We start from the raw sequence: 24,057 nt of genomic DNA, 5'->3' as shown, positions 1-24,057 counted from the left end.
TCGCGGTCGGTGACGTAGACGGTGGCGCCGGTATCGCCATCGCTTCACCGCTGACCTGGTCGCGGCGCGATCATCCTCGGGCAGGGCGTCGTCACACGGGAGATCAGCACCGGGTGCACTGCAACGTCGCCATCACGGTGCACCCCGGTGCCCGCCCCCTGTCGTGACTCCCGTCAGCCCGGTGGGATGAGGTCGTTCTTGGCGACCGGGACGGCGAGGTGCTCGGGCAGGTTGAACGTGGCCCGTTCCCTGGGCAGCCGACTCAGCACGGGGTTGAGGTGCGTGAGCGTCAGCCGCTGCACCGCGGGCAGCTTGGGCGCCACGATCTCGTACTTCTCCAGGTCGATCCACTGCACGATCTCCCGCACGTCGCCGGGGATCTCGTCGCCCTCCTTCTGCACGGGGACGCAGAGCTGGCGGCTGAACGTGACCTTGGCGGGGGCGTCGGGCAGGTGGGCCAGGCGCGGGTTGAGCTGCCCCAGCCTGAGTTCCACGTTGAGCGCTTCCTCGGTCTTCACCAGGTAACACGCCAGATCGATGTGCTGGACGACGTGCTGGATCTCCTTGGGCGGGAAGAACTCGTCCTTCGCCACCGGCACGCACAGCTGCTGGAGCTCGACCATTGTCACCACGTGCCTGGGGGCGCCGAGCTTCTGCAGTACCGGGTTGAGGTGGCTGAGCCGCAGTTCCTCGCCGATCCGGTTGTCACTGGCGACCTTGTAGCAGGAAAGGTCCACGTACTTGAGGTACGGCAGCACGTCGTCGGGCGGGATGACGCCGTTCTTGGTGACCGGGACGCACAACTGCTGCCTTTCTCCCAGCGTGACCTTCTCCGGCGGCAGCTTCTCCAGGACCGGATTGAGGTGGCGGAACAGGAGCGTCACCGGCTGCGCGGGGACGTACGGGTCGGTCCTGAAGCACTCCAGGTCCAGGTTCTCGGCGAAGGCCAGCGGCCTGGGCAGGGCCGAGGCCGAGGCTTGATTGCCCAGGCCGACGACGCCGACGAGCAGCAGAAGAGCGGCGGCGAAACGCGCTCCACGGGTGCGTGGCACGATCATGCCTTTCTGCCGGGGGGAAGCGGTTGCCCGCAGCATCCCGCCGGGCACCGGGCAGGGCAACAGATTTGGCCACAAGTGGTCAGACCAGGAGTTGCCTCCGCGGATCACCCGCGCCCAGACCACCTCGAAGCCAGCGCCGCGGCGTGTCTCGTGTGGAAGAGCTGACCACGAAACACGCAACCCTGAGAGGAAAGATCATGAGTGGAGTTCCCGTACGGCACGAGATCGTCAGAGGCTTCATGGAGGTCCCGGCCCGCGGAGCCGGATCTGGTACGGCCCGGCATGCATGGCCGGCCGGCCGCTCTCCGGGACCCCTGGCCCGGTAGGTCAGGCATCGCGACGGATATGCCAAGAATGCTCCCGCACCCAGCTTGCCTCGCGGACACCAGCCCACCAGAATGTCGTTCTAGAAAGGGGGTCGGCCATGAAAGCAGCACGCGTCGCCTGGCGCCGCCTCGAACCGGTGCACGGCATGATCTACTTCGTTCCCGAGGCCCATGACCGCTATGCCGCGCTGGGCCTGAAGGACCGGGCGGGCTACTTCGCCTCCCGTTCGGCGCCGTTCGGGCGGGCGTCCGCGGAACTGGTCATCGCCACCTTCTACAACTTCCACCCCGATCTCGTACGGCGTGCCGTACCGGCAGCATGGGACGTCACCACCCCCGACAAGATCCTCGACGCCCGCCGTGAAGCGGCGGCCGCGGCCCTGCGCAGAGCCGGGATCCACGAGCAGCCGACCATGACGGAAACGCTCGCCCTGGCCAGGAGGGCGGCCGAGGCGGCGTGCGAGCATCCGCACGGCCGCCCGCTGTTCGCCGCGCACGCCACGCTGCCCTGGCCGGACGAGCCGATCGAGCAGCTGTGGCACGCCCAGACGTTGCTGCGCGAGTTCCGCGGCGACGGCCACGTGGCGACCCTGCTCACCGAGGGCATCGGCCCGCTGGAGGCGCTGGTCCTGCACGCCGCCAGCGGCACGGTCCCGCCGGTGTTCCTCAAGGTCAGCCGGGCCTGGCCGGAGCAGGAGTGGGCGGCGGCCGAGCAGCGGCTGCGTGAGCGCGGCCTGGTCGAGGGCGAGGAGCTCAGCGACCAGGGACGGGCGCTGCGCAAGCACGTCGAGGACCGCACGGACGAGCTGGCGCTGCCCGCCTACGCCGCGCTGGGCGCGGACGGCTGCGAACGGCTGGCGGAGATCTCCCGTCCCCTGGGCAGAGCCGTGGTGGATCAGGGCCTGCTGAACCTCGGCTGACCACCGATTCCCGGGCACGCGGGGGCGCTCTGCCGCTTGTAGGCCTCGACCGTGTTGGCCGACAGCTTGCACCGGTCGAGGTGGCAGTGCGAGGCGGCGGTGGGCCGGAGCTCACCGCATCCGGTGGCACATTCAGGCAGTAACCGCCAGGAAACTGCCGACACCGCCCGCCGTGCCGCCCCTGAATCCTCAGAAGCCGTAGTGAAGGATCATGCGCCGGCGTCTTTGGCAGTCGAGAGCGCGCGCCGGTAGGTGTCGAGTTCGTTCAGCCAGCTCTCGCGTGCTTCAGTGGTCTGCCACAGGTCGTAGAGCTCGTTGTCGTCGGGACGTGCCGCGATGTCCAGAACGGACGAAGCGTGTCGTCGAAGGTTCACGTCAGCGAGGAATGGGTTTCGTTTCAGCCACTCCGCTGCCCACTCCTCGTCCGGTGTGATCTCCGCGAACCGGCAGGCCACCAGGCAGGCGGCAGCTACCGGGCCTTCCACGTCTCCGAGGTAGATGGGCGCGTCGGCGTCGAGACCGCTCATCAACTTGAAGAGCGCGAGCACCAGGTCTTCGGCATCCTCCAGGTCGTGGAGGTCGTCGAAAGCCTCGTCGCTGTCGAAAGGGTCGGTGTCCCCGCGCCGGATTTCCACTTACTGGCCTCCTGGTGTCGATCGCCATCCGAACTCTTCTCGGCCTGGCTGGATGGCTTCGCTTCGCGGCGAGCCTCGGGTGATCTTCGAGCTCAACTTCATCGCCTGACCAGCGCCTCACCCAGCGGCGTCCGCTCGTACAGCACCTGGTAGCTGTCACGGCGCGAGTCGAGCAGCCCGGCCTCGCGCAGCACGGACAGGTGCGCCGAGACCGTCGAGGGCGCCAGCCCGTGCCGGTGCGCCAGCGCGGTCGTCGAGGCCGGCCCGTCGAGCCCGGCCAGGATCGCCGCCCGGTTCGCGCCGAGCAGCCCCACCAGCTCCCGCCGCGCCGCCATCGGCTCCCACAGCCCGGCCATGCCGCGCGCCGGGTAGATCAGCGCGGGCTGCCACGGCGGTGCGAATCCGCTCACCACGTCCGGCCAGACGAACACGCTCGGCATCAGCAGCACGCCCTTGCCGCGCAGGTCGCGGTCGGGGCCGCGGGAGTTGCGCAGCGTCAGCGAGCCTTCCGACCAGCGCACCGAGGTGTGCAGGTCGGCCAGCGCGCGCTCCAGGCCGCCCTCGGCGAGCTTGCGCGAACGGTAGGCGATGTCGGCCTCGAGCAGCGCCGACAGCCTCGGCCAGTCGGGGGCGACCAGCTCTGTCCAGACGCGCTCGGTCAGGTCGGCGAGCCGCCGTACCGCCCGCTCGGGGTCGTCCAGCATCCTGCGGGCCCGCGGCGAGCGCGCCCCGCCGAGGGAGCGGGCCATCTCCTCGCGCGCCAGCCCCGGATCGGTGGCCCGCAGCCGCGCCAGTTCCTGCTCGAACGAGGTGTCCGGGGTGGCCGGCGGCGGGCCGAGGAAGTCGGGGATGTAGCCGCCGTCCGGCATGAACAGCCACAGCTCCGACAGGTCCAGCCCCTCCGTCGCGGCCCGCGTCCGGCGTAGCCACGGCCGGTGGTAGCCGTGGCGGCTGGCGCGCCGCAGCATCCGTACCGCCTCGTGCGTCTCGCACAGCGGCGAGATCGCGAACCGGCAGCGCAGCAGGTCGTCGGCGCCGAACTCCAGCCGCACGGTCCCCCCTTCAGGTGATTCGCCTGTGCACGAAAGAGTAGAAGACGGTTCGTGCCCGCTCGCAGCCTGTCGGGGTGGGATATCGAGCCGTCTTCGCGGTCCGCGAGTTCCGCGCCGTCTTCGCGGCGCACGCGCTGTCGACGCTCGGCGTCGTCGTCGCCGAGATCGCGCTGTCGGTCCTGGTCTACGGGATCACCGGGTCGCCGCTGCTCAGCGCGCTCACCTACGCCCTCGGGCTGCTTCCGTACGCGCTCGGCGGCACGTTGCTCTCCTCCGTCGCCGACCGCTTCCCCGCCCGGCGGGTATTGGTCGTCTGCGACCTGATCTGCGCGGCCTGCGCGCTGGGTATGGCGGCGCCCGGGATGCCGGTCGTGGCGCTGCTGGTGCTGCGCGTGGTGACCGCCGCCGTGTCGCCTGTCTTCCAGGGGACCAGGGCGGCGACGCTCGGCGACGTCCTGGGCGACGGCGAACTGTTCGTGCTCGGGCGCTCCGTCATCCGGATCGTCGGGCAGAGCGGGCAACTGGTGGGGTTCGGGGTGGGCGGGCTGCTGCTGGGGGTGGTGTCCGCGCGTGCCGTACTCGTGGTGACGGTCGTGACCTTCCTCGGCTCCGCGCTGCTACTGCGTCTCGGCACGCTCGCCCGCCCGGCCAGGCCGGGCTCGGGCGGGACGCTGTTGCGCTCGTCGCTGTCGGGGCTGCGGCTGCTGTTCGCCGACCGTCGCATCCGGGCGTTGCTGCTGTTGTCCTGGGTGCCGCCGATGTTCGTCGTCGTTTCCGAGGCCCTCATGACCCCGTACGCCGCGGGCCTCGCACCCGGCTGGCTCGGGCTGCTGATGTGCGGGATGCCGATCGGGGCGATCCTGAGCCAGAGCCTGGCGGGCTCGCTGCTCGGGCCGCGTGGCCGGGCCCGGCTGACGTTGCCCGTGGCGGTGTTCTCCTCGCTGCCCGCGCTGGGATACGTGTTCGAGCCGGGGCCGGGGTGGGCGCTGCTGCTGCAGGTCTTGACCGGGTTCGGGATCGCGTACACGCTCGGGCTCGACCAGTGGTTCGTGGCGGCCGTGCCGGAGGAACTGCGGGGCAGGGCGATGACGGTCATGACGGCCGGGCTGATGACGGCCCAGGGGCTCGGCATGGCACTGGCGGGGCTGGCGGCCGAGTTCTTCCCCGTCCACCAGGTCATCTACGGGGGAGGGGTGGTGGGGCTGGTGTGCGTCCTCGCGGTGCTTCGCCTCGTCAGACGTACCGAAGACAGAACGCTCTCACCTCGCCCGGCACGGTGACGAAGGTTCGCCGCGTTCTTCGGTGAACCTTTCGCCCCCGCGAGCCGACTGTGCCGGGTATGAGAACCATGGAGCTGGGCAAGCGCTACGGACGCCGGTGGGCGCTGCGCGACTGCACTCTGACGCTGCCCGACGGCGCGTTCGCCGCCCTGGTCGGCCCGAATGGCGCGGGCAAGACCACTCTGCTGAGCATCCTCGCCGGCCTACTGCGGCCCACGACCGGGCGGGCCGAGACCCCCGACGTCGCCTTCGTCGCCCAGGACAAGCCGCTCTACCGGGACTGGACCGTCGGCGAGCTGATGCGCCTGGGCGCGGCGATGAACCCCCGCTGGTCACCGAGCCGGGCCACGTCGATGCTCGGCGCGCTTTCCCTTGAGCAGAAGGCCGGGCAGCTGTCCGGCGGCCAGCGCACCCGCGTCGCCCTGGCCCTGGCCGTGGGCCGCCAGGCGGAGCTGATCCTGCTCGACGAGCCGCTGGCCGACCTCGACCCGCTCGCCCGCCTGGAGATCCTGGAGGTCATCGGCGACCTGCCCGCGACCGTCGTGCTCTCCTCACACGTACTGGCCGAGCTGACCGAGATCTGCGATCACCTGATCCTGCTGGCCGAAGGCACGGTACGGCTCAGCGGCAGCTTCGCCGACCTGCTCGCCACCCACGACGCGGCCTCGCCCGCGGAGCTGGTGATCGGCCAGCTCAGGAAGGCGGCGTCATGATCTGGGTGGCCTGGCGCCGGCAGCGGCTGCAGATCCTGGTCATCTCCGGGGTGATTCTCCTGTACGGCGGAGCCGCGCTGGCCGAGCGGCTCCAGCCCGGCCTGACGGGCATGACCAGGCAGCTCGCGGGCTACTTCGTCGGCCTGGTCGCCATGTTCTGGGGCGTCCCGCTACTGGCCAGGGAGCTGGAGGGCGGCGTCTACCGGATGAGCTGGACCCAGGGCCTGACCAGGGGGCGGTGGCTGGCGTTCATGCTCGGCGTGGCGGCGGCGGGCGCGGTGGTGCTGACCGGGGTGCTGGCCGCGATCCTGGCCTGGGCCGTCTCCGGCGAGGCGCCCGGCCGCCCGCGCGACGCCCTGGACCTGCTGCAGAGCGATGCGGTGGGGCCCGCGCTGTTCGCCAGGGTGCTGTTCGGCCTGTGCCTGGGCGCGATGCTCGGGGCGCTGATCCGCCGGGCGCAACTCGCCGTGCCGCTGGCGATGCTGGGCACGGGCCTGGCCCAGCTCGGTTTGCTGCGGGCGGGTCCGGCGCTCGAGCTCCTCCTCTGCCTGCTGGGCGCGGCCGGCTGCATCGCGCTCACCTGGCTCGCCATCCACCGCAGATCATGACATAGAGCCAAATACCGCCCCTCCGGGGCCCGGCCGCCCGCGATGCCATCCTGGGCGGCATCGCCCTGATCACAGCTAGGCGTTCACCGCGGCCAGCAGGCTGCGCACGTCTTCGGCCTCCGGCAGGCGGAGGCGGTCGAAGATCTCCAGCGCTTCGGTGTAGCAGGCGTGACCGCGTTCCCGCTGGCCGGTGGCGGTGAGGGCCTGGCCGAGGATCATCAGGGCCTTGCCCTGCCAGTGCTCGTCGTCGGCTTCCCGCAGCGCGGCCAGGCCCTGCTCGGCGAGTTCGAGGGCGCGGGCGTGATCACCCAGGGTGAGGTGGATGTCGGCCATGCGGGTGGTGGCCGTTCCGATCCAGTCGAGCTCGCCGATCTCACGGAAACCCGTGACCGCGCTCTCGTACATGCGCAACGCCTCGCCGAGCGCCCCCACGGCCTGCAGCGTGAACGCGAGCTGATAGGGCGCCCACGGGTGCCGCGGGGTGCCGCCACCGAGCTCGGCGTGGACGCGGTAGGCCGATCTGGCCGCCTCCACGGCCTGGCCGGGCTCGTCGGCGGCGGCGAGTGAGCGGGCCAGCAGGCCGAGCCACAGAGCCTGGGCGCCCCGGTCGCCGCCGGCGGCGAAGATGTCCAGGCCTCGCCTGATGAGCTCGACCGAGGCCTGGTAGTCGCCGTCGTCGTAGGCCTGGACGCCGAGGGAGGCGGTGGCGACGGCCGTCACGTAGTGGTCGCCCCGGGCCAGATCGATGGCGGCCAGAGCGTCGGAGCGGCGCGCCTGGCGATCGGCGGAGGACAGGGTCGAGCGGAGGTAGCGGGCCAGGCCCTCGGCGCGGGGCTCGTCCCCGGCCCGCGTGACCAGGAGGTCGAGGGTGTGCCGGAAGGCCACCGACTCCGGTGCGACGTCCGTCAGCATGTCCACGATCCAGGCCAGCCGGTAGCGGTCGGCGTCCTTCCGCGTGGCGGCCTGCCGTACCACTGACAGCAGGGCCTCGGTGTCGGCGGGATCGAAGGCGTCCTCGCACTCGGCGGTAGGCAGCAGCTCGGCGCGCCGGTCGCCGGGAAACAGCGAACGGAAGCGGCCGGCGACGGCGGCGGCGGAGTGATCGAGCAGCCGGTCCAGCGCCGCGTCGGCGGCGGCGGGATCGACCCGGCTCCTGGCGAACACGCGCAGCAGATCGTGGAAGCGGTAGCGGCCGGGCGAGAGCGACTCGAGCATGCTGACGTCGACCAGCGCCTCGCAGACCGCCTCCGCCTCCTGCTCGGGCAGATCCAAGAGCGCGGCCGCCGCACGCAGCGACACATCCGCCATGTCCGGTACGGCCAGCAGCCGGAAAGCCCGCGCGTGCGCCTCGTCGAGCTGCTCATAGCCCAGCGCGAACGTGGCCTCGATCGCCAGATCGCCGGCGCGCAGCTCCGACAGCCTGCGCCGCTCGTCGGAGAGCCGGTCGCGCATGCCGGCCACGCTCCAGTTGGGCCGGGCGGCCAGCCGGGCGGCCGCGATCCTGATCGCCAGCGGCAAAAACCCGCACGCCGCGACCAGGTCCATCGCCGCGCCCCGCTCGGCCTCCGCCCGCTGCTCGCCCACGATCCTGGCGAACAGCCGCAACGCGGCCACCGGTCCGAGCACCTCCAGGTCCACCTGGCGTGCGCCGCTCAGCCCGATCAGCCGGGCCCGGCTGGTCACCAGCACCCCGCAGGTGGCCGAGCCGGGCAGCAACGGCCGCACCTGACCGGCCCCGGCCGCGTTGTCGAGCACCACGAGCATTCGCCGGTCGGCGAGCATCGAGCGATACAGCGCCGCCCGCTCGGCCAGCTCCTCCGGCGCCTCCTCCAGACCCAGCGCGCGCAGCAGCGAACCGAGCACCAGCTCGACCTCCAGCGGCTGGCTGCCCGAGCCGCGCAGGTCGACGAACAACTGCCCGTCCGGGTAGTCCCCGGCCAGCCGGTGCGCCACGTGCACGGCCAGCGCGGTCTTGCCCACCCCGCCCGCACCCGCCACCGCGCAGACCACCAGCGCCGAGCTCCGCCCGGGGCGCAGCGCCGCCGCCATCGCCTCCACCTCGCTCTCGCGACCGGTGAAGTCGGCCACGTCAGCGGGCAGCTGACGCGGCACGTGCCGGGCGGCCGGCGCGGCGGCGGCTCTCGGCCGGGCGGGCGCGCGGCCGAGCGCCGGGTCGGCGCTGATGATCTGCTGGTAGAGCTCGGCCAGCTCGGGCGAGGGATCCACGCCGAGCTCATCGGCCAGCAGCTTGCGGGTGTCGGTGTAGACGCCGATGGCCTCGGCCTGCCGCCCGGCGCGATAGAGGGCCAGCATGAGCAGGCCGCGCAGGCGCTCCCTGGTCGGGTGCTCAGCGGCTAGGGCGCTCAGCTCGACGACCACCTCGGCGTGCTTGCCTTCGTCGAGGTCCTGGCCGAGGCGGTGTTCGAGGGCGACCAGCCGCTGCTCGCTCAGGCGGGCGCGCTGGGCCTCGGCGTAGTCGCCGTCGAGTCCGGCCAGCGGCTCGCCCTGCCACAGGGCCAGCGCCTCGGCGTAACGGCCTTCGCCGTACAGCGTTCGCAGCTCGGCGACATCGCACGTGCCCGCCCGCAACGCATAACCATCGCCGACGGACACCACCGCATCGGCCCCCAGCACCGCACGCAACCGCGAGATGTAGGTGCGCAGGACATTGGCCGCGGTACGCGGGCGTACGTGACCCCACACCGCATCCATGAGCTGGTCGCCGCCGACCACCCTGCCGTTGGCGAGCAGGAGTACGGCCAGCACCAGCCGCTGCTGCGGCGAGCCAAGCCCCAGCTCCCGGCCACCACGCCAAGCCTGAACCGGGCCAAGCACCGAAAACCTGAGGTCATCGCCCATGCCCACCCCCGTCATTCTTCACGACAAGAACGAACACCCTACCGTCCACCCGAATCACGGCATTCCACACGATCTCCCAGGCCCGCCTACCCACTGGTTCTCAGCTGGTGGTCGCGCTGAGCAATCCACTCAGGACGCCGACACCTGGTCGAGGTGTGCGTGCACGGCGGCGCGGTCGACGCCCAGGTGGTTCAGGAGCTGCGCCACCGGGTCCGGCTCGCGCTGGGCGAGCAACGCCAGGAGCAGCCGGACGGGCGCCTGGGCATTCCTGTTCTTGCGGGTCGTTGTCTTGATCGCGTGATTGACGGCGGCTCGGGCACCGGTGGCGAGCGCGGAGACGGGCACCGGAGGGTGCCGGCGTGGCTCGGTTCGCGGCGCCTGGCCGACGTCCAGGCCGATCGCGCGCAGGGCTGCCGTGTCCAGGTCGGCGAGCGCGGCTCGTGCGGTGGCCAGATCCACGCCGAGCGCGCGGCTCGTGGTGGAGCCGGGGTCGCTGAGCAGGCCGAGCAGGAGGTGCTCGGTGCCGATGCGGCGGTCGCCGCGCTGCCTGGCTTCTTGCGCCGCGGCCTTGACGGCTGTCGCGAAGGGGCTCTTCTCGCTTGCGAACATCGCGGTGTCTCACTTCCCGTATCTGGCGTGCACGGATTGCCGGGACATGCCCAGCGCGTCGCCGATCTGCTCCCAGGTCCATCCCTGCTCGCGGGCCAGCGCCACCGAGACGGCCTCGACTTGTTCGGCCAGCCGGTGCAGCGCTCCTACCGCGCGCAGACCGACGGCAGGGTCGTTGGACCTGATGTGTTCGGACAGTTCCTCCATATCCACGCTGTCAGGCTAGCTTGACAGCCTATGTGTGTCAATCTAGCCTGACACGCATGGACGATGTTGTGATCATCGGCGCGGGGCCCGTCGGGCTCATGCTGGCCTGCGAGCTGAGCCTGACCGGCGCCCGCCCCGTCGTGCTGGACAAGCGAACAGAGCCGGGCCAGACGCCCAAGGCCAACGGACTGGGCGGGCAGATCATCGACCTCCTGGAGCACCGCGGCCTCCTGGAGCGCCTCAGCGCCGGCAGCCCCTTCTGCGGGACCCCGCCGGGCTTCCCCTTCGGATCGGTCCCGCTGCGCTTCGCCGCGGTCGCCGACATCCCGCTGCGCATGCTGATGATCGCGCAGCCCCGGCTGGAGCGGCTGCTGGGCGAGCGGGCGGCCGAGCTGGGCGTGTCGATCCGCTGGGGGCACGAGCTGGCCACTCTCACGCAGGACGAGTCCGGCGTGACAGCCCAAGGCACCGGATTCAGCCTGCGCGCCCACTACGCCGTGGGCTGCGACGGGGCCGGCAGCCGGGTCCGCGAACAGGCGGGAATCGATTTCCCGGGCACCACCGACGAGGAAGAACTGTGGATCGGCCACTTCAGAGCCGACACCGAGACCGGCGTGTTCGACCACCCCCAGCTGGCCGGGCTGGAACCCGGCTGGAACCGCACCCCGGCCGGGCGGATCCTGGCCGCCTCACTCCAGCCCGGCGTCCACATCGTCGGCGTGCGGGAGAAAGGCCGGCACCCGGCCGGAACGGTCACCATCGCCGACTTCCGGGCAGCCGTCCACCGCGTGCTCGGCGACGACCTGCGACTGGGCGAGCCGATCTGGCTGTCACGCACGAGCGCCCAGGCGCGGCTGGCCGACCATTACCGAACCGGACGGGTGTTCCTCGCCGGTGACGCCGCCCACCTGTTCCCGGCGGGCGGCTCGGCGCTCAACGTCGGCATGATGGACGCGGTCAACCTCGGCTGGAAACTGTCCGCCACGCTGAAGGGCCGAGGACCGGAGCGCCTGCTCGACACCTACGAGTCCGAACGCCGTCCCGCCGCCGAACGCGCCCTGCTGCAGACCCGCGCCCAGGCGGCCCTCGACCGCCTGCCACAGGAGGAAGGCGAGGCCCTGCGGACACTGCTCACCGAGATCTTCGCCTATGAGCAGCCCCTGCGCCACATGGCGGCACTGCTGCACGGCTCCGACCTCCCGCACGGCGCCGCCGCCCATCCGCTGACCGGCCGTCTGGTACCCGACCTGCGCCTGACCACCGGCGCCGGTGAGCGGCGGCTGACCGAATCGATGCGGCGGGGCCGCCCGGTCCTGCTGGACCTCGGCGGTGAGGCCGGCCTCGGCGACGACGCCGGCGGCTGGATCGACGTGGTCCGAGCGCACTGCGACAACGCTCCCGCCGACGCCCTCCTGGTCCGTCCCGACGGGGTCGTGGCCTGGGCGGGCGCCGATGGGCTGGCGGCGGCCGCGGAGGAATGGTTCGCACCCCGCACCTGAGATTCCATCCTGCAGGGTGGCCCCGTCTCACCCCATGGGGTGATGCCGGCCGGTGACGCCCGGCCTAGGTTCGACGTCGTGTCTTTCCTACGTCCGCGCTTTCCTCGGATGACCTCTCCGTGGACGACCCGCTCGTCAAGGTTCTCCCCGAGTTCACGATGGCCGATCCGCGCGACACCAAGATCACCGCACGCTCATCGAGCGAGATCCTCGCGCCCGCACGAATCGAGGTCATCATGACCGCGTCCCCGACGCGCCCCCGTTCTGCCAGATCAACCGTTAACGACGTCACGTGGTTCTTCACGATCGCCGTCCTGCTGTGTTTCGCGCTGTCCGTCCCGATGGTCTTCCGGCTCGTCCCGACGGACTTCAACAACCTGATCACTCCGATCATGCAACAGACCCCGCTGGTCGCGGCGATCATCATGTGGCTCGCCCGGCGACCCGGAACGTTCCGTGAGACGTTCGCCACCAGTTGGCGCGGCACACCCAAGTGGGCCGGCATCGGCATCGGCCTCATCGCCGCGATCGCCGCGATCCAAACCGCCATCGCACTGGCAACGGGGATCTGGCCGCTCAACCCGCTCGACCAGATCCTCATGGCATCCATATGGGTCGTTCCGGTCTTCGTCATGCAGTCGGTCTTCGCCATCGGCGAAGAGTTCGGCTGGCGCGGCTGGCTGGCGACGCGCGCCGCGTCATGGGGATTCTGGCGGCTGGCCCTGGTCAGCGGTCTGGTCTGGATCGTCTGGCACCTGCCGGTCCTCGCCGTCATCGGTGATCGACCGGTCTGGGACATCGTCATCTACTACGCGGGCATGCTGCCGTGGGCGCCGCTGTTGCTCGCCCTTCGCTGGCAGTCGGGGAGTGTCTGGCCCGCGGTCCTGACGCACGGAGCGATCAACAGCGTCCGGGTGTACCTGCTGCAATCCGTGCCCAACGCGACGGATCACCTGCTCATCGAAGTGATCGGCTGGGTGCTCACGCTCGCCGCCGCCGTGTGGCTGATGCGCCCGAGCCGGGCTCGACCGCTGCCCCACGGTACGGCCGGCCGTACCGGCTGAGGAGGTTGAGCCTGATTATGCAAGCGTCATGCCGCTTGCAAGCGACCAGCGGTAAATGAAGAGGGTGACCCTCTTCCTGACCGTGCTCGCCCTGCTGCTGTTGTGCGTGCTCCTGGTCGTCCTGATCTACAACAGCCTCGTGGTCAAGCGCAACGCCGTCGACAACGCCTGGTCGCAGATCGACGTGCAGCTCAAACGCCGCCACGACCTCGTCCCCAACCTCGTGCGCGCGGTCCAGGGTTACGCCGCGCACGAACGTCAGACGCTGGAGGCGGTGCTCGCGGCCAGAAGCGCAGCCGTGCGGCCCGCCGGTCCGGAGCGGCGGGCGCAGGCCGAGTCGACGCTGAGCGCGGCCATCGGCGGCGTCATGGCGATCGCGGAGGCATACCCCCAGCTGCGGGCCGGCGAGAACTTCGCCGCGCTGCAGGAGGAACTGGCCACGGGCGAGAACCGCATCGCCTACGCCCGGCAGTACTACAACGACGCCGTGCTCGCCTACAACAACGCGCTGCACACGATCCCGTCCAACCTCGTGGCCGGGCTGACCGGGCACCGGGAACGCGAGTACTTCCGCACCGCCGACCCCGAGCGCGGGCCGGTCGAGGTCAGGTTCTGAGCGTGCCGGGAAAGGACGAACTCGTCACGCTGACCCCGGCGCTCGCGATCGCGGCGGCCGTCCTCACCCTGCTGTGGTCGCTGCAGGTCATCTGGCGCATCCGTGCCGCCAAGGGGCCACGGGTGGGGCGGGGCGTGGCGGCGCCGGAGTTCGAGGGGCTCTCGCCCGCCGTGGTCGACCTGATCACCGAGAACGGCACGCTCACCCACGAGGCGGCCGCGGCCACGGTGCTGGATCTGGCGGCGCGGGGTCATGCCGGTATCGAGGAGGTAGGTCCGAATCTCTGTCTGGTACGGCTGCGCCGCGATCGTGCCAGGGACGGGCTCAAGCCGTACGAGATGATGGTCTTGGACCATCTCACGACGCTGGGCGGCACCGGCGTGGTCGCCACGGAGGCGATCGCCGAGGGCAGCCGCGACCTGGGGCGATGGCAGGACGAATTCGAGAAGAGCGTGATCGCGGAGGCGCGCACGCTGGGCCTGACCGGGAAGGCGGGCGGCCCCGGCACCGGTATGTCGATCACCGGGCTGCTCGCCGCCCTGCTGTGGGGCGTGCTGGCCGACCTGACGCTGATGCCCAGGCCGGTGGGCGCGCTCACGCCGCACATCCTCCTGATCGGGCTCGTCGCGACGACCGCCTTCGACAAGCGCCTGGGCGGCGAGCGACTGACCAGGCGCGGCCGGGCCGCCGCCGGGCATTGGCTGGGCGTGCGCGCGCACCTGCGCGGGATCGCGCACGTGGACAGCCTGCCGTCGGCCGCGGTGACGATCTGGGGCAGGCAACTCGCCTACGCCGCCGCGTTCGGTCTCACCCGCGCCGCGCTGGCCAGCCTTCCGGTACTGCTCCCGCGCGACCAGGAGCACGCCTGGTCCGACCACGGCGGGCTCTGGCACCGGGTCCGGGTCACCTACCCCGGCCAGAGCAAGGTGATCACCGGGCTGCTGCTCTTCCTGATCTTCTGCGTCTGGGTGGGGAGCGCGCTGGGGGTGAGCATCTGGTACGGCCTGCGTACCCTCGCCCCCGACGACCCGGCGCCGTTCGTCATCTCGATGATCATGATCGCCGGTGGTGGACTCGTCGCCGTCGTGTTCATGCTGATCGTGGTCCTGCCGATCGGGCTGGTCACCAGGGCGGTGTGGAAGAGCCGGGCAAGGAACGCCAAGCCGCGCCGTACGCTGGAGGGCCGGGTGATCAGACTGCACGCGGCCGACATCACCGGCCAACTGCATTACCTGGCCATCGACCACGGGCCACGGCGCGTGCGGGCGATTCGCGCCCTCGCAAGCCAGCTGACCGGCGTCGCCGACGGGGACCTGGTGCGGGCGCGGGTGACCGGGGCGGGCTACCTGGCTTCGATCGAGGTGCTGGAACATCACGACGCCGCAGACGTAAGAGAGTTGGACAACGGGCGGCCGCCGGTCTGATGTTGGTCAAGGTCGTGCTAGGCGCGTGGCGGCCGCCCAGGTCGTGGCCCAGGATGCAGGGGTCCATGCTGACCTGTGAAGGAGTACGATGCGCTACCTGGTCCTGATCCCCGTTGCCGCCGCGGGACTGTTCCTGGCCTCTCCCGCCCAAGCCGCGCCGGCGCCGCCCGGCGAGAGCCACAGCATGCCCGGCACCCTGCTCGCCGGGCTGACCCAGGGACTGCCGATCAACGGGCTGCCGGTCGGCTGAGGCCATAGCCCCCGCTGGGGCCGCGTGGGCGGACAACCCGGGTATGTTGTCCGCCCGTAGGCGGTTCTGGTGACACTACGAGGTGGCTCCGCCATCAGGGCCTCGGCCTCGCCGCCGACGGCGCACCGGCCGCCGAAGGGAGCCGTCCGTCCGCCGCATCGGGCCGCCTCGCGCCCCACCGCCGCACACACTGACGGCGCAGGCGAGCCACGACATGGCGGCCAGTGGCAGCCGCGTTGACGGCGCCCCGTCCTCCTCTGTCTGACAAGGGCCCGCGCCGAACCCCACGGCCTGTAAGCGCCGCGTCAGTCGCTCGTCATCGGGCCTGGTCATCGTTGCTGACATCAGCGAACCCGCAGAAGGGACTGCATCATGATCAGGGACAAGGTCCAGGAGGCGCTCGACTGGTCGGCGGCCGAGCTGGGCGTGGCCGGCGTCGTCGCCCACGTTCAGGACGAGGACGGCGCCTGGTTCGGATCGGCGGGGGTGGCCGACATGGAAACGGGCCGTCGCCGTGAGCCGGCCGACCAGTTTCACATCGGCAGCGGCGGCAAGGCCTACACCTCCGCCACCGTGCTGCAGCTGGCCGCGGAGGGCAGGCTGAGCCTGGACGACACGGTGGAGCGATGGCTGCCCGGCGTGGTCAGCGGCAACGGCAACGACGGCAGCAAGATCACCATCAGGAACCTGCTCAACCACACCAGCGGCCTGTGGGTCGTGGGCTGGGACCGCGACCTGGTGCTCAACTTCCATACCCGAGCCGGGTTCGCCAAGCACCGCCACTATGTCTGGACCGTTGAGGAGCTGCTGGCACTGCAGATGTCCCAGCCGCCGATCTTCGAGCCCGGCGAGAGCTTCGCCTACACCAACGGCACTTACCACCTCGCCGGGGCGATCATCGAGAAGGTGACCGGCCGCACCTTCGAGGAGGAGGTCGAGCGGACCGTCATCCAGCCGCTCGGCCTCACGACCGGCACCTATGCGCGCCCCCTGCCCGAGGCGGGATTCCGGGGGCAGCACGCCAGGCTCTATTCGAGGATGTTCATCAAGGACGGCGTCGATCCGGCGATCTTGACCACGGAGAACTACCAGTCGCATCTCCAGGGACCCGAGACCGACCCCGTCGACGTCTCCGATTCGACCTTCTTCGGGTGGGCGGCCGGAAACGTCCTGTCGACGACCGGCGACATGCTTCGCTTCACCCGGGCGATGATCGAGGGCACGCTGCTGCCGCCGGCCCAGCATCGAGAGATGTGGACCACGGTCCCCACCAGGGACTGGCTGCCCAACACCCGCTACGGCACCGGCGTGTCGCAGTGGACCCTGGCCGACGGCGGTGTGCTGCACGCCGTGGCCGGCATGGCCACCGGGTCCGCGGCCATCACCATGGGCACCCCCGACGGCCGCCTCCTGGTCTCGATGAACACCAACTCCGACTGGAACTGGCTGCCGGCGTTCAACCGCATCATCGAGGCGGCGTTCGGCTCGCCTCTGGCCAAGCTGCTGTAGCGCCATAGGCCCGGCCTGCGGGCGCGGGCCGTACCGGCGACTCGAAAGGATGGCACCGCGATGGTGTCATAGTGGCGTCATGCGAGTGGCCCGCACGAACGCGTCGTCCGCGTGCTGGAGATCACCGGCACTGATCTGCTGCTACGCACCTACTCCTCGTCGCAGCCCACGTGCTCGATCGCCTGTCGCAACGTGAGCTCCACACGGGCCGGCGGCCGCGCCCGTGGCCCGCGTGGAGGACCAGCACGGGCTGGCCAAGACCGGCCAGATCGATGAGCAGGTCTGGCCGCCTCCAGGGTGGCGGCGAGCGGGACGGGCAAGAGGGCCGGGACACAGCGGCGTGGGGAAAGCGTGGCCGGGACGGCGCGCGTGTGCGGCGACCGGGGCAGGTTCGCTCACATCACCCCCCTACCAACCGCTTGATTTCCGGTTCATCCCCATGCTGCCTTGTCGTAGGGGTCGGAGTTCTTGAAGGCCGTCCTTATGATCTCGTCGACGTCGTCGTCGCCGTAAGTCTCGGGAAGTGCGAGGTCAAGCCGCTCGAAGAGCGTGCGGACCTCCTCGACCGTGGGGGGAGACGACAACGTCACCGCCGCGCCGCGTCGTATGTCGAGAGAGCGTGCCTGCCGCATGCTCGCGTGGAGTTCGGTGGCCCAGCAGTCGAGGGCGAGGGCGTTCCCGGTGATCACCGTGGCGGGGAAGTCGGGTCCTCGCTGCGTGATGAACATGTAGCGAGACGACAGCTCGTAGCGGAACGTCGAAGCGATCGAAGAGAATCCGATCTCTACGTCGAGCAGCTCGTAGCGCTGGTGATGCCAGCAGGCGGAGAGCACGGTCGCGTAGAGCTCCATGCGGGTTCCGTCACCGGTCCAGGTCGACTCGGGGCCGTCGGCGCTCAGGGCCAGGCTCTGGTGCAGGCGGACGAAGCGCTCACACAGATGGATGTCATTCGGATCCAGGATCTCCAGGCGGACCAGCAGCGCCCGTCGTCCCTGGCGGGCTCTTCCCAGGCATTCGGGCAGGGTTACGGCGCGCACGTACGCCCCGGTCGAGCCTTTGAAGATCCATCGATCGGTGTCCAGGCGGGCGTCTGCCAGTAGCCGGTTGAACTCCTCACCCTTCACCAGTCTGGCGGCCGACTGTTCCTGGAGGCGGGAAGGCAGGAGGTCGATCTTGCGGTCGGCGGCCACGATGGCCTGTTCGACGACGTTCTCCGCGGATTCGGCGCGCATGCGGCTGCGCAGCATGACGAACGCGAGTACGGCCAGCGTGGCCACGGTGGCGTTGCTGACGGCTTCCGCGGTGGCGATGCCCGCGATATCCAGCGCGCTCACGATGATCGCCACCGTCAGCGCCACGAGGATGTCGATGTTGACGCCGATCCAGGCAAGGATGCGTTTCACTGGCCGTCCCGATTCAGGGCTAGGGGGATGACACCTGAATCATGGATGAAGGGCGTGCCAGAGGCTAGATCGTTTGCCGCCCGACAGTGGGCCCACTCCTGGGCATCCGCCTGGCCGGCACGCAGGCCGCGTACACCGCTGAATCCATCGCCCGCCCGCGCGGCGGCGACTTGGGGTGCCGTTAAGCGCGGCGCTCCTACTTGAGCGCGGCCAGGTCCAGGACGTACATCTCGTTCTTGATCGGGTAGGTCATCAGGCGGTCGAGGCCGCCGTCGGGGATCCCCATGCTTCCTTTCGCGTCCCGCCGTATGCCGAGATCGGCGGACCTGCCGGTGTCGGCGTCATACAGCGTCAGGACGGTCTGGTCTCCCGGTCCCCGCAACGTGACTTTGAAGAAGCGCTCCAGACCGGCGTCGTCGCCTGTCTGGAAGCTGTTCGGCAGTTCGCGCTCGTGGGAGCCGTCGCGGTCGCGGACGAACCTGCGCAGGATGGTCTGGCTCCGCGCCGTGTCCGGGCACCGGCGAGTGCCGCACTTGATCTCCTTGCCGGAGCGGTCGCGGGGCCTTTCGGCCTTGACGGTCTTGTATCGCACGGCCACGCCGGCGCAACGGTCGACGCCGCACCTGACCTCCTCGTCGGCCTTGACCACGGCGTCGCGCCGCTCACCGGTCTCGGCGTTGAACAGCTCGCGGAAGATCGCCTTTCCGCGGTGGACGCCCACCCACGGCCACCGCAGGATGTGGTGCCGCTCGGCGCCCTTCACCGGCTGCGGCGAGCCCCCGCTCAGCGGCACCCGGTAGACCCCGCCCTTCTCGTAGGCGAAGATCACGTCCGAGCCCGCCACCGTCAGCCCGTCGATGTGCCCCTGCTTCATGACGTTTCCGAGAGGGACGTCGGTCACCGGCCGAGGCTGGCCGCCGGTGGCCGGCACCGTCCAGATCCGGGCCACCCGGGGGCTGCCCGCCTCCTTGTAGGACGCCCACCAGACGATGTTGCCGCCACCGGCGGCGACGCCGTCGGCGAAGATCGCTGATCCCTTCGTCGGGGGGATCTCGGCGATCTGCCTGGGCCGGCCGGTGCTCAGCTCGTAGCTCCACAGGAACTGACGCTTACCGTCACTGACGCCCGTCATGACCAGCAGCGTGCGATCGTCGAGGAGCAGCTGCGGATAGTACGCGCGGCCGTCGGGCAGTTTCGCCGGAATCTTGTGTACGGCTTGCGGCCACACCTTCTCGATGAGCGGCGGAATCTTGTCCGGCGACGCCTCGGGTCTGCCGGTCGCGCTGACCGCGGGATACGGCTCGGCCGACGCGCCCAGGGCGCTGACCACCGCGCCTACCCCGCCTGCCACCAGGACCACGGCCGCGGCCGTGCGCACAGCGGCCATCCGTGCCCGCCGCCTGCGATGGCGCGTCTTGACCGTCGCGAGCAGCCCCTCCGGCGGCTGCGGCGCACGATGTGCCGCACCGGACAGGACGCGGCTCAGCTGGTCTTCCAGGTCGGTCATCGCATGCTCCCGTGAGTCGCCGGTGCGGAGGAGAGGGCGGAACGCAGCTTGTCCAGGCCCCGGAAGGCCTGGCTGCGCACGGTGCCGGTAGAGATGCCGAGCACCTTGGCGATCTCGGCGTCGCTGAGCTGTTCGTAGTAGCGCAGCACCAGGACGGCGCGCTGCCTGCGGGGCAGCGCGGCCAGCTCTTCCCACACCCCCTGCTCGTCGTCGCGAGGGAAGACTTCGTGGTGAACCCGCTCCGGTGGCTCTCCGATCAGGTGTTCACGCCTGCGCCGCCGCCAGACGCTGATGTGTAACCGCGCCATCGTGGTCCGGACGTAGCTGTGCAGGCTGTCCTTGCGTCTCACCCTCGGCCAGGCGCCGCACAGCCGTACCAGAGCTTCTTGGACCAGGTCGGCGGCGTCATGAGGGTTTCCGGTCAGGACGTATCCGTAGCGGAGCAGCGCGGCCGTCTGCTCCGCCACGAAGTCGTCGAAGCCGGGTTCGTCATCCACGTGTCGTCCCTTCGGTAGTCACGTCCCAGACGGCCGAAGGAGCGGAGATGTTGCATCGCTCGGCGAATGTTTTCTTGGGGACCTTACGGCCGGAAATGAACGATCAGCCTTCACCGCAGCCGCTCCTCGCCCGGGTCCCACCCGGCTCTCTCGACCTCGACACCCTCTTCGAGTTCGGCCTGTCGCGCCTGCTCGACGGCGTCGCCGCTGATGTGTCCTGCTCTCATGGTGGCAAGGGGCGCGTACGGGGGATCGTGAACCTCATGAGACCGCACGGCCATGCCATGAACGTGCTGGTCGACGGCGACCACGCCGGCCTGAAGGCCGCCAGGCGTGCGGGCTGGATCTCGTGGTCGACGGGGTGAGTGCGTGCTACCGGCCCCGCTCGGCGAGCCTGTCGGAGGGCCGCGCTCGCCCTCCCACAGCGGCCCCGTCGTGGGTGCCGCGCTCGTCCAGGCGGCCAAAGGGGTGGAGGCGCTTGGCCCCTGTTTCGGGGGCGCTGGCAGCGCGGGGCGGGTTCGCCACAGCCTGGGGCAGGCCGGGCGAAGGCGTCATCGTGAAGGGGTGGCGTCTTCTCCCCTCCCGCCGGCCCCGCGCCTGGTGCTGGTTCTCGTGGGGTCGGCGTGCTGTGGTTGTCGGGGCCGACGCCCGGCCTGCCGGAGGACACGGCCGCTGTTTCCGCGCCGGAACCACCGGACAGGCCGAAGTCGTCGACCGCGTCTTCGCCTAGCGTGCGGCGAGGCGGTCAGGTAGTGGGGCCAGTGCGTAGTGCTTCCAGAAGAAGGTGTCGGCCGCGTGCTGGTCGCCTGCGAAGTTGATCGCTTCGGCGATCTTGCCGTTCCTGATCCGGAAAGCGAGCGCCCACATGATGTCGAGGCCTTCTGGTGTAGTGCTCCAGCCTCGGTGCAGGTCGATCACCCAGGCGCCGTCAGCGGCGAGGGATATCGGTTCTGCCCGGAAGCCGGCTCGGGCGAGTTCGCGGAAGAAGGCCAGCACCTCGGCCTGGCCGTACTTGGTGCCGGACAGAGGATGGTGCCCGGGGATGGTCCAGCGGATGTCTGCTGCGAAGAATCTCTTGAGTGCGTTGGGGTCGCCGCTGGCGTATGCCTTGTAGTACTCGCGGATCAATCGAACGTTGGGATGTTCCGGGGCGGCCGTCTGGGCCTGCGCCGGCGGCGATCCCATCAGCGATGCTGCCGCCATGCCTGCCAGTCCTGCGGATGCTCCACGCAGGAGCTGGCTTCTGCTCATGTTCTCTGACATCACGGAAACCACACAAGCAGCCATGTCGTGTGACGTCTAAGACCTGCCTTGATAACGCATCGGCATAACTGGTGGCGTGCCCATCAAACGGCGGACTCGCTGGGGGAGCGGGGCCGGGGATGTGAATACCGGTGAGCGTGGTCAAGGCGGCGAGGGGCCTTTTGCGCCGCCCTGGCAAAGGTGCGGACCAGCGAGCGGCGGTCATCGCGGCGCCATGCCAGGACGAGGTGCGCGGAAGGTAGGCCTTTCACGGGGATGGCGACTATGCCATCGCGGGTGAAGATGGAGGCGTTGCCGGCGGCGACGAAACAAATGCCCACGCCGTTGACCAGTGCTTCATGGGTCTCGTCGGTGGCCGTGATCTCGGCTGTCACCCGAACCTGGTGTCCGCGACGTTGTTCCAGGGCCAGCCAGTGGTCGCGTAAGGCCCCGGATCGCTTCGGAAGCGCGAGCCAAGGCTCGTCAAGGAGTTCGTCGATGTCGACATGGTCGCGGCGCGCCAAACGATGGCCGCCAGGTACCAGCAGCAGGCGGGGCTCATCGGCGACGTGGATCCACTCATAGGCGTCGGGATCCGGCAGCGGCAGCCAGACGAAGGCGACATCACTGCTGCTCTCCCGAAGGCCAGCGGTGGGATCGTCCCAGCCGAACTGCCGTACGACCAGCTCAACGTCCGGGATGGCCGCGCGAATGCTCGGGAGCAGGCCTCTGCCGAGGACGGTGGACATGCCGATGCGCAGGCGGCTGGAAGGCATCATGAAGGCGTCCCATGTGGCCAGCAGGTTTCGCGCGTGGGGAAGAAGGGCTCGCCCGGATTCGGTCAGTGCGACGCTTCTTCTGTCGCGCTTGAACAAGCTGGTGCCGAGCTCTGCCTCGAGTTGACGTATCTGTTTGGACAGTGCCGGCTGCGAGACGTACAGCCGCTCGGCCGCACGGGTGAAATTCAACTCCTCGGCTACTGCGATGAAGTAGCGAAGGTGTCTCAGGTGAACGTCCGTGCTCATTCCATAGCATTATCACGGCAGGTCTCGGACGTGTGGGTGCGCGAGCGACCGCGCCACAGGGACTTCCCTTGGGTCAGGTCACAGAAAAAGGGCCGTGCCCGGTGGCGGCCCGGCACGGCCCTTTTGTTCGCCGGTGAACGCCCGTGACCACGGGGTCCGGCGAGCTGTGCGGTCGTCGCGGTGGCGAGCCGGTGAGGTGGACGACCGTGTCCCTGGAATGTCCTCAGCCCCGTACGGCGGATGGGGCTGAGGCGGCTTGCCGTAACGACTGAATTGAGAAGCCGAGTTAGTGGGCGGCGGCGAACTGCTCCTCTTCGGTGGAGCCCTTGAGGGCGGTCGTGGAGGAGTCGGGGGCGATCGCGGTGCTGACCAGGTCGAAGTAGCCGGTGCCGACCTCGCGCTGGTGGCGGGTGGCGGTGTAGCCGCGGGTCTCGGCGGCGAACTCGGCCTCCTGCAGTTCGACGTACGCCGTCATGCCGTCGGCCGCGTAGCCTTGGGCCAGGTTGTACATCGAGTAGTTCAGCGAGTGGAAGCCGGCCAGCGTGATGAACTGGAACTTGTACCCCATGTGCCCGAGTTCGCGCTGGAACTTGGCGATCGTGGAGTCGTCGAGGTGCTTCTTCCAGTTGAAGGACGGCGAGCAGTTGTAGGCGAGCATCTGGTCCGGGTACTCGGCCTTGATCGCCTCGGCGAACTCACGGGCGACGTCGAGGTCGGGGGTGCCGGTCTCCATCCAGAGCAGGTCGGAGTGGGGCGCGTAGGCCAGGCCGCGGGCGATGCAGGCCTGCACGCCGTTGCGCACCCGGTAGAAGCCCTCCGCGGTACGGTCCCCGGTGGTGAACCGCTGGTCGCGCGGGTCCACGTCGCTGGTCAGGAGCGTCGCGGCCTGTGCGTCGGTCCGCGCGATGATCAGGGACGCGACGCCGGCCACGTCGGCGGCCAGGCGCGCGGCGTTGAGCGTCTTGATGTGCTGGCCGGTGGGGATGAGCACCTTGCCGCCCAGGTGGCCGCACTTCTTCTCGGAGGCGAGCTGGTCCTCCCAGTGCACGCCCGCGGCGCCGGCGGCGATCATGCCCTTCATCAGTTCGAAGGCGTTGAGCACGCCGCCGAAGCCGGCCTCGGCGTCGGCCACGATCGGCGCCAGCCAGTGGGGGGCCTCGATGCCCTCCGACCAGGTGATCTGGTCGGCGCGCAGCAGCGCGTTGTTGATGCGGCGCACGACGGCCGGCACGGAGTTGGCCGGGTACAGCGACTGGTCGGGGTAGGTCTGACCGCCCAGGTTGGCGTCGGCGGCGACCTGCCAGCCGGACAGGTAGATCGCCTGCAGCCCGGCCTTCACCTGCTGGACCGCCTGGTTGCCGGTCAGCGCGCCGAGGGCGTGGACGTAGTCCTCGGAGTGCAGCAGGTTCCACAGCCGGTCGGCGCCGAGCCGCGCCAGCGTGTGCTCTTCCTGCACCGACCCGCGCAGCCGGATCACGTCGTCGGCGCTGTAGGTGCGCTCGACGCCCGCCCAGCGGGGGTTGTTCTCCCAGTCCTGCCGCAGCTCCTCAGCCGCTCCCTTGAGGCGATCGTTCATGTTCGCTCCTAATGTCGTCCCCTGGGTGCTTGCTGCTGAGTCTGTGCCCCGCCGTACCGCTTCCATAGAGGTTTTTCTCAGCGAAGAACGCCCAGATTTCTGCTAGAGAAAATACTGAGGCGTATTCCAGGCAGAAAAATTCGCGAAGTTTTCCGTTGGCCTAGACCAATCGCGGGGC

Annotated in this window: 22 protein-coding genes; 10 read left to right on the top strand and 12 right to left on the bottom strand. The window is 70.0% G+C overall.

Translation table 11 applies throughout. From position 1 onward, the window contains the following. Positions 1-173: 173 nt before the first annotated feature. Positions 174-1,058: a hypothetical protein gene (locus HNR40_RS21200; protein WP_184963842.1), complete on the bottom strand. Its 885-nt coding sequence runs from the start codon at positions 1,056-1,058 to the stop codon at positions 174-176. Positions 1,059-1,482: 424 nt separating this feature from the next. On the opposite strand from HNR40_RS21200, the gene HNR40_RS21195 reads away from it, so the two are divergent. After that, the gene (locus HNR40_RS21195; RefSeq protein WP_184963840.1) at positions 1,483-2,304 is read left to right on the top strand and encodes an SCO6745 family protein; all 822 of its coding nucleotides are present in this window, start codon (positions 1,483-1,485) and stop codon (positions 2,302-2,304) included. Between the two features lie 209 nt (positions 2,305-2,513). On the opposite strand, the gene HNR40_RS21190 is transcribed toward HNR40_RS21195, so the two are convergent. Both HNR40_RS21190 and HNR40_RS21185 read right to left on the bottom strand, forming a co-directional pair. Then, a complete protein-coding gene (locus tag HNR40_RS21190; RefSeq protein WP_184963838.1) occupies positions 2,514-2,939 on the bottom strand; it encodes a DUF4259 domain-containing protein in 426 nt (141 codons plus the stop codon). 98 nt (positions 2,940-3,037) lie between these two features. Further along, entirely contained in the window at positions 3,038-3,991 is a 954-nt protein-coding gene (locus HNR40_RS21185) for an ArsR/SmtB family transcription factor (protein ID WP_221340625.1), read from the bottom strand. A 74-nt stretch (positions 3,992-4,065) separates the two neighbouring features. Here HNR40_RS21185 and HNR40_RS21180 point away from each other — a divergent pair, with 74 nt between their 5' ends. From HNR40_RS21180 to HNR40_RS21170, 3 genes are read left to right on the top strand one after another with little or no spacing between them, the layout of a single operon-like run. After that, entirely contained in the window at positions 4,066-5,271 is a 1,206-nt protein-coding gene (locus HNR40_RS21180; RefSeq protein ID WP_184963836.1) for an MFS transporter, read from the top strand. A gap of 59 nt (positions 5,272-5,330) precedes the next feature. Beyond that, on the top strand, positions 5,331-5,984 hold the full coding sequence (locus HNR40_RS21175) for an ABC transporter ATP-binding protein (protein WP_184963834.1): 654 nt from the start codon (positions 5,331-5,333) through the stop codon (positions 5,982-5,984). Continuing rightward, the gene (locus HNR40_RS21170; RefSeq protein WP_184963832.1) at positions 5,981-6,592 is read left to right on the top strand and encodes an ABC-2 membrane transporter-related protein; all 612 of its coding nucleotides are present in this window, start codon (positions 5,981-5,983) and stop codon (positions 6,590-6,592) included. The genes HNR40_RS21175 and HNR40_RS21170 overlap by 4 nt, the downstream gene beginning before the upstream one ends. A 75-nt stretch (positions 6,593-6,667) precedes the next feature. Here the strand turns inward: HNR40_RS21170 and HNR40_RS21165 are convergent, their stop codons facing one another. The 3 genes from HNR40_RS21165 to HNR40_RS21155 all read right to left on the bottom strand — a co-directional run bounded on the left by HNR40_RS21165 (position 6,668) and on the right by HNR40_RS21155 (position 10,267). Continuing rightward, complete coding sequence (locus HNR40_RS21165; RefSeq protein ID WP_221340624.1) at positions 6,668-9,451, bottom strand: AfsR/SARP family transcriptional regulator; 2,784 nt, start codon at positions 9,449-9,451, stop codon at positions 6,668-6,670. 129 nt (positions 9,452-9,580) lie between these two features. Continuing rightward, complete coding sequence (locus HNR40_RS21160) at positions 9,581-10,060, bottom strand: Clp protease N-terminal domain-containing protein (RefSeq protein ID WP_184963828.1); 480 nt, start codon at positions 10,058-10,060, stop codon at positions 9,581-9,583. A 9-nt stretch (positions 10,061-10,069) separates the two neighbouring features. Next, the gene (locus HNR40_RS21155) at positions 10,070-10,267 is read right to left on the bottom strand and encodes a helix-turn-helix domain-containing protein (protein WP_221340692.1); all 198 of its coding nucleotides are present in this window, start codon (positions 10,265-10,267) and stop codon (positions 10,070-10,072) included. A gap of 56 nt (positions 10,268-10,323) precedes the next feature. On the opposite strand from HNR40_RS21155, the gene HNR40_RS21150 reads away from it, so the two are divergent. The 6 genes from HNR40_RS21150 (at position 10,324) to HNR40_RS21125 (ending at position 16,629) form a co-directional block, all read left to right on the top strand. After that, positions 10,324-11,766, top strand: coding sequence for an FAD-dependent oxidoreductase (locus tag HNR40_RS21150; protein ID WP_184963824.1), 1,443 nt, complete (start codon positions 10,324-10,326; stop codon positions 11,764-11,766). 158 nt (positions 11,767-11,924) lie between these two features. Then, positions 11,925-12,830: a CPBP family intramembrane glutamic endopeptidase gene (locus HNR40_RS21145; protein ID WP_184963822.1), complete on the top strand. Its 906-nt coding sequence runs from the start codon at positions 11,925-11,927 to the stop codon at positions 12,828-12,830. Positions 12,831-12,885: 55 nt separating this feature from the next. Then, positions 12,886-13,446 carry a LemA family protein gene (locus tag HNR40_RS21140; protein WP_184963820.1) on the top strand — a complete coding sequence of 187 codons (561 nt, stop codon included), beginning with the start codon at positions 12,886-12,888 and terminating at the stop codon, positions 13,444-13,446. A gap of 2 nt (positions 13,447-13,448) precedes the next feature. Continuing rightward, positions 13,449-14,870 carry a DUF2207 family protein gene (locus tag HNR40_RS21135; protein ID WP_184963818.1) on the top strand — a complete coding sequence of 474 codons (1,422 nt, stop codon included), beginning with the start codon at positions 13,449-13,451 and terminating at the stop codon, positions 14,868-14,870. A gap of 88 nt (positions 14,871-14,958) precedes the next feature. Further along, the gene (locus tag HNR40_RS21130; RefSeq protein WP_184963816.1) at positions 14,959-15,120 is read left to right on the top strand and encodes a hypothetical protein; all 162 of its coding nucleotides are present in this window, start codon (positions 14,959-14,961) and stop codon (positions 15,118-15,120) included. 372 nt (positions 15,121-15,492) lie between these two features. Continuing rightward, a complete protein-coding gene (locus HNR40_RS21125) occupies positions 15,493-16,629 on the top strand; it encodes a serine hydrolase domain-containing protein (protein ID WP_184963814.1) in 1,137 nt (378 codons plus the stop codon). A gap of 431 nt (positions 16,630-17,060) precedes the next feature. Here the strand turns inward: HNR40_RS21125 and HNR40_RS21120 are convergent, their stop codons facing one another. From HNR40_RS21120 to aceA, 6 genes are all read right to left on the bottom strand, one after another. Continuing rightward, positions 17,061-18,032, bottom strand: coding sequence for a hypothetical protein (locus tag HNR40_RS21120; RefSeq protein WP_184963812.1), 972 nt, complete (start codon positions 18,030-18,032; stop codon positions 17,061-17,063). Between the two features lie 196 nt (positions 18,033-18,228). Next, complete coding sequence (locus tag HNR40_RS21115; RefSeq protein ID WP_184963810.1) at positions 18,229-19,539, bottom strand: TolB family protein; 1,311 nt, start codon at positions 19,537-19,539, stop codon at positions 18,229-18,231. Further along, entirely contained in the window at positions 19,536-20,036 is a 501-nt protein-coding gene (locus tag HNR40_RS21110) for a SigE family RNA polymerase sigma factor (RefSeq protein WP_184963808.1), read from the bottom strand. The genes HNR40_RS21115 and HNR40_RS21110 overlap by 4 nt, the downstream gene beginning before the upstream one ends. Positions 20,037-20,762: 726 nt before the next feature. Next, entirely contained in the window at positions 20,763-21,299 is a 537-nt protein-coding gene (locus HNR40_RS21105) for a nuclear transport factor 2 family protein (protein ID WP_184963806.1), read from the bottom strand. A gap of 83 nt (positions 21,300-21,382) precedes the next feature. Then, entirely contained in the window at positions 21,383-22,303 is a 921-nt protein-coding gene (locus HNR40_RS21100) for a LysR family transcriptional regulator (protein WP_184963805.1), read from the bottom strand. Positions 22,304-22,589: 286 nt separating this feature from the next. Further along, a complete protein-coding gene (gene aceA, locus HNR40_RS21095) occupies positions 22,590-23,879 on the bottom strand; it encodes an isocitrate lyase (RefSeq protein WP_184963803.1) in 1,290 nt (429 codons plus the stop codon). Positions 23,880-24,057: the final 178 nt, after the last annotated feature.

The sequence above is a fragment of the Nonomuraea endophytica genome (genome assembly GCF_014203235.1).
Classification (GTDB): domain Bacteria; phylum Actinomycetota; class Actinomycetes; order Streptosporangiales; family Streptosporangiaceae; genus Nonomuraea; species Nonomuraea endophytica.
The sequence above is the reverse complement of the archived record's forward strand: the minus strand, read 5'-3'. Positions and strand labels throughout refer to the sequence as shown.

Excerpts from the sequence above, each read along its gene's own strand:
- HNR40_RS21100 (WP_184963805.1), bottom strand. The coding sequence starts at position 22,303 with ATGAGCACGGACGTTCACCTGAGACACCTTCGCTACTTCATCGCAGTA.
- HNR40_RS21130 (WP_184963816.1), top strand. The coding sequence starts at position 14,959 with ATGCGCTACCTGGTCCTGATCCCCGTTGCCGCCGCGGGACTGTTCCTG.
- aceA (WP_184963803.1), bottom strand. The coding sequence starts at position 23,879 with ATGAACGATCGCCTCAAGGGAGCGGCTGAGGAGCTGCGGCAGGACTGG.
- HNR40_RS21160 (WP_184963828.1), bottom strand. The coding sequence starts at position 10,060 with ATGTTCGCAAGCGAGAAGAGCCCCTTCGCGACAGCCGTCAAGGCCGCG.
- HNR40_RS21145 (WP_184963822.1), top strand. The coding sequence starts at position 11,925 with ATGGCCGATCCGCGCGACACCAAGATCACCGCACGCTCATCGAGCGAG.
- HNR40_RS21195 (WP_184963840.1), top strand. The coding sequence starts at position 1,483 with ATGAAAGCAGCACGCGTCGCCTGGCGCCGCCTCGAACCGGTGCACGGC.
- HNR40_RS21105 (WP_184963806.1), bottom strand. The coding sequence starts at position 21,299 with ATGTCAGAGAACATGAGCAGAAGCCAGCTCCTGCGTGGAGCATCCGCA.
- HNR40_RS21200 (WP_184963842.1), bottom strand. The coding sequence starts at position 1,058 with ATGATCGTGCCACGCACCCGTGGAGCGCGTTTCGCCGCCGCTCTTCTG.
- HNR40_RS21175 (WP_184963834.1), top strand. The coding sequence starts at position 5,331 with ATGAGAACCATGGAGCTGGGCAAGCGCTACGGACGCCGGTGGGCGCTG.
- HNR40_RS21125 (WP_184963814.1), top strand. The coding sequence starts at position 15,493 with ATGATCAGGGACAAGGTCCAGGAGGCGCTCGACTGGTCGGCGGCCGAG.
- HNR40_RS21170 (WP_184963832.1), top strand. The coding sequence starts at position 5,981 with ATGATCTGGGTGGCCTGGCGCCGGCAGCGGCTGCAGATCCTGGTCATC.
- HNR40_RS21115 (WP_184963810.1), bottom strand. The coding sequence starts at position 19,539 with ATGACCGACCTGGAAGACCAGCTGAGCCGCGTCCTGTCCGGTGCGGCA.
- HNR40_RS21140 (WP_184963820.1), top strand. The coding sequence starts at position 12,886 with ATGAAGAGGGTGACCCTCTTCCTGACCGTGCTCGCCCTGCTGCTGTTG.
- HNR40_RS21150 (WP_184963824.1), top strand. The coding sequence starts at position 10,324 with ATGGACGATGTTGTGATCATCGGCGCGGGGCCCGTCGGGCTCATGCTG.
- HNR40_RS21155 (WP_221340692.1), bottom strand. The coding sequence starts at position 10,267 with ATGGAGGAACTGTCCGAACACATCAGGTCCAACGACCCTGCCGTCGGT.
- HNR40_RS21165 (WP_221340624.1), bottom strand. The coding sequence starts at position 9,451 with ATGGGCGATGACCTCAGGTTTTCGGTGCTTGGCCCGGTTCAGGCTTGG.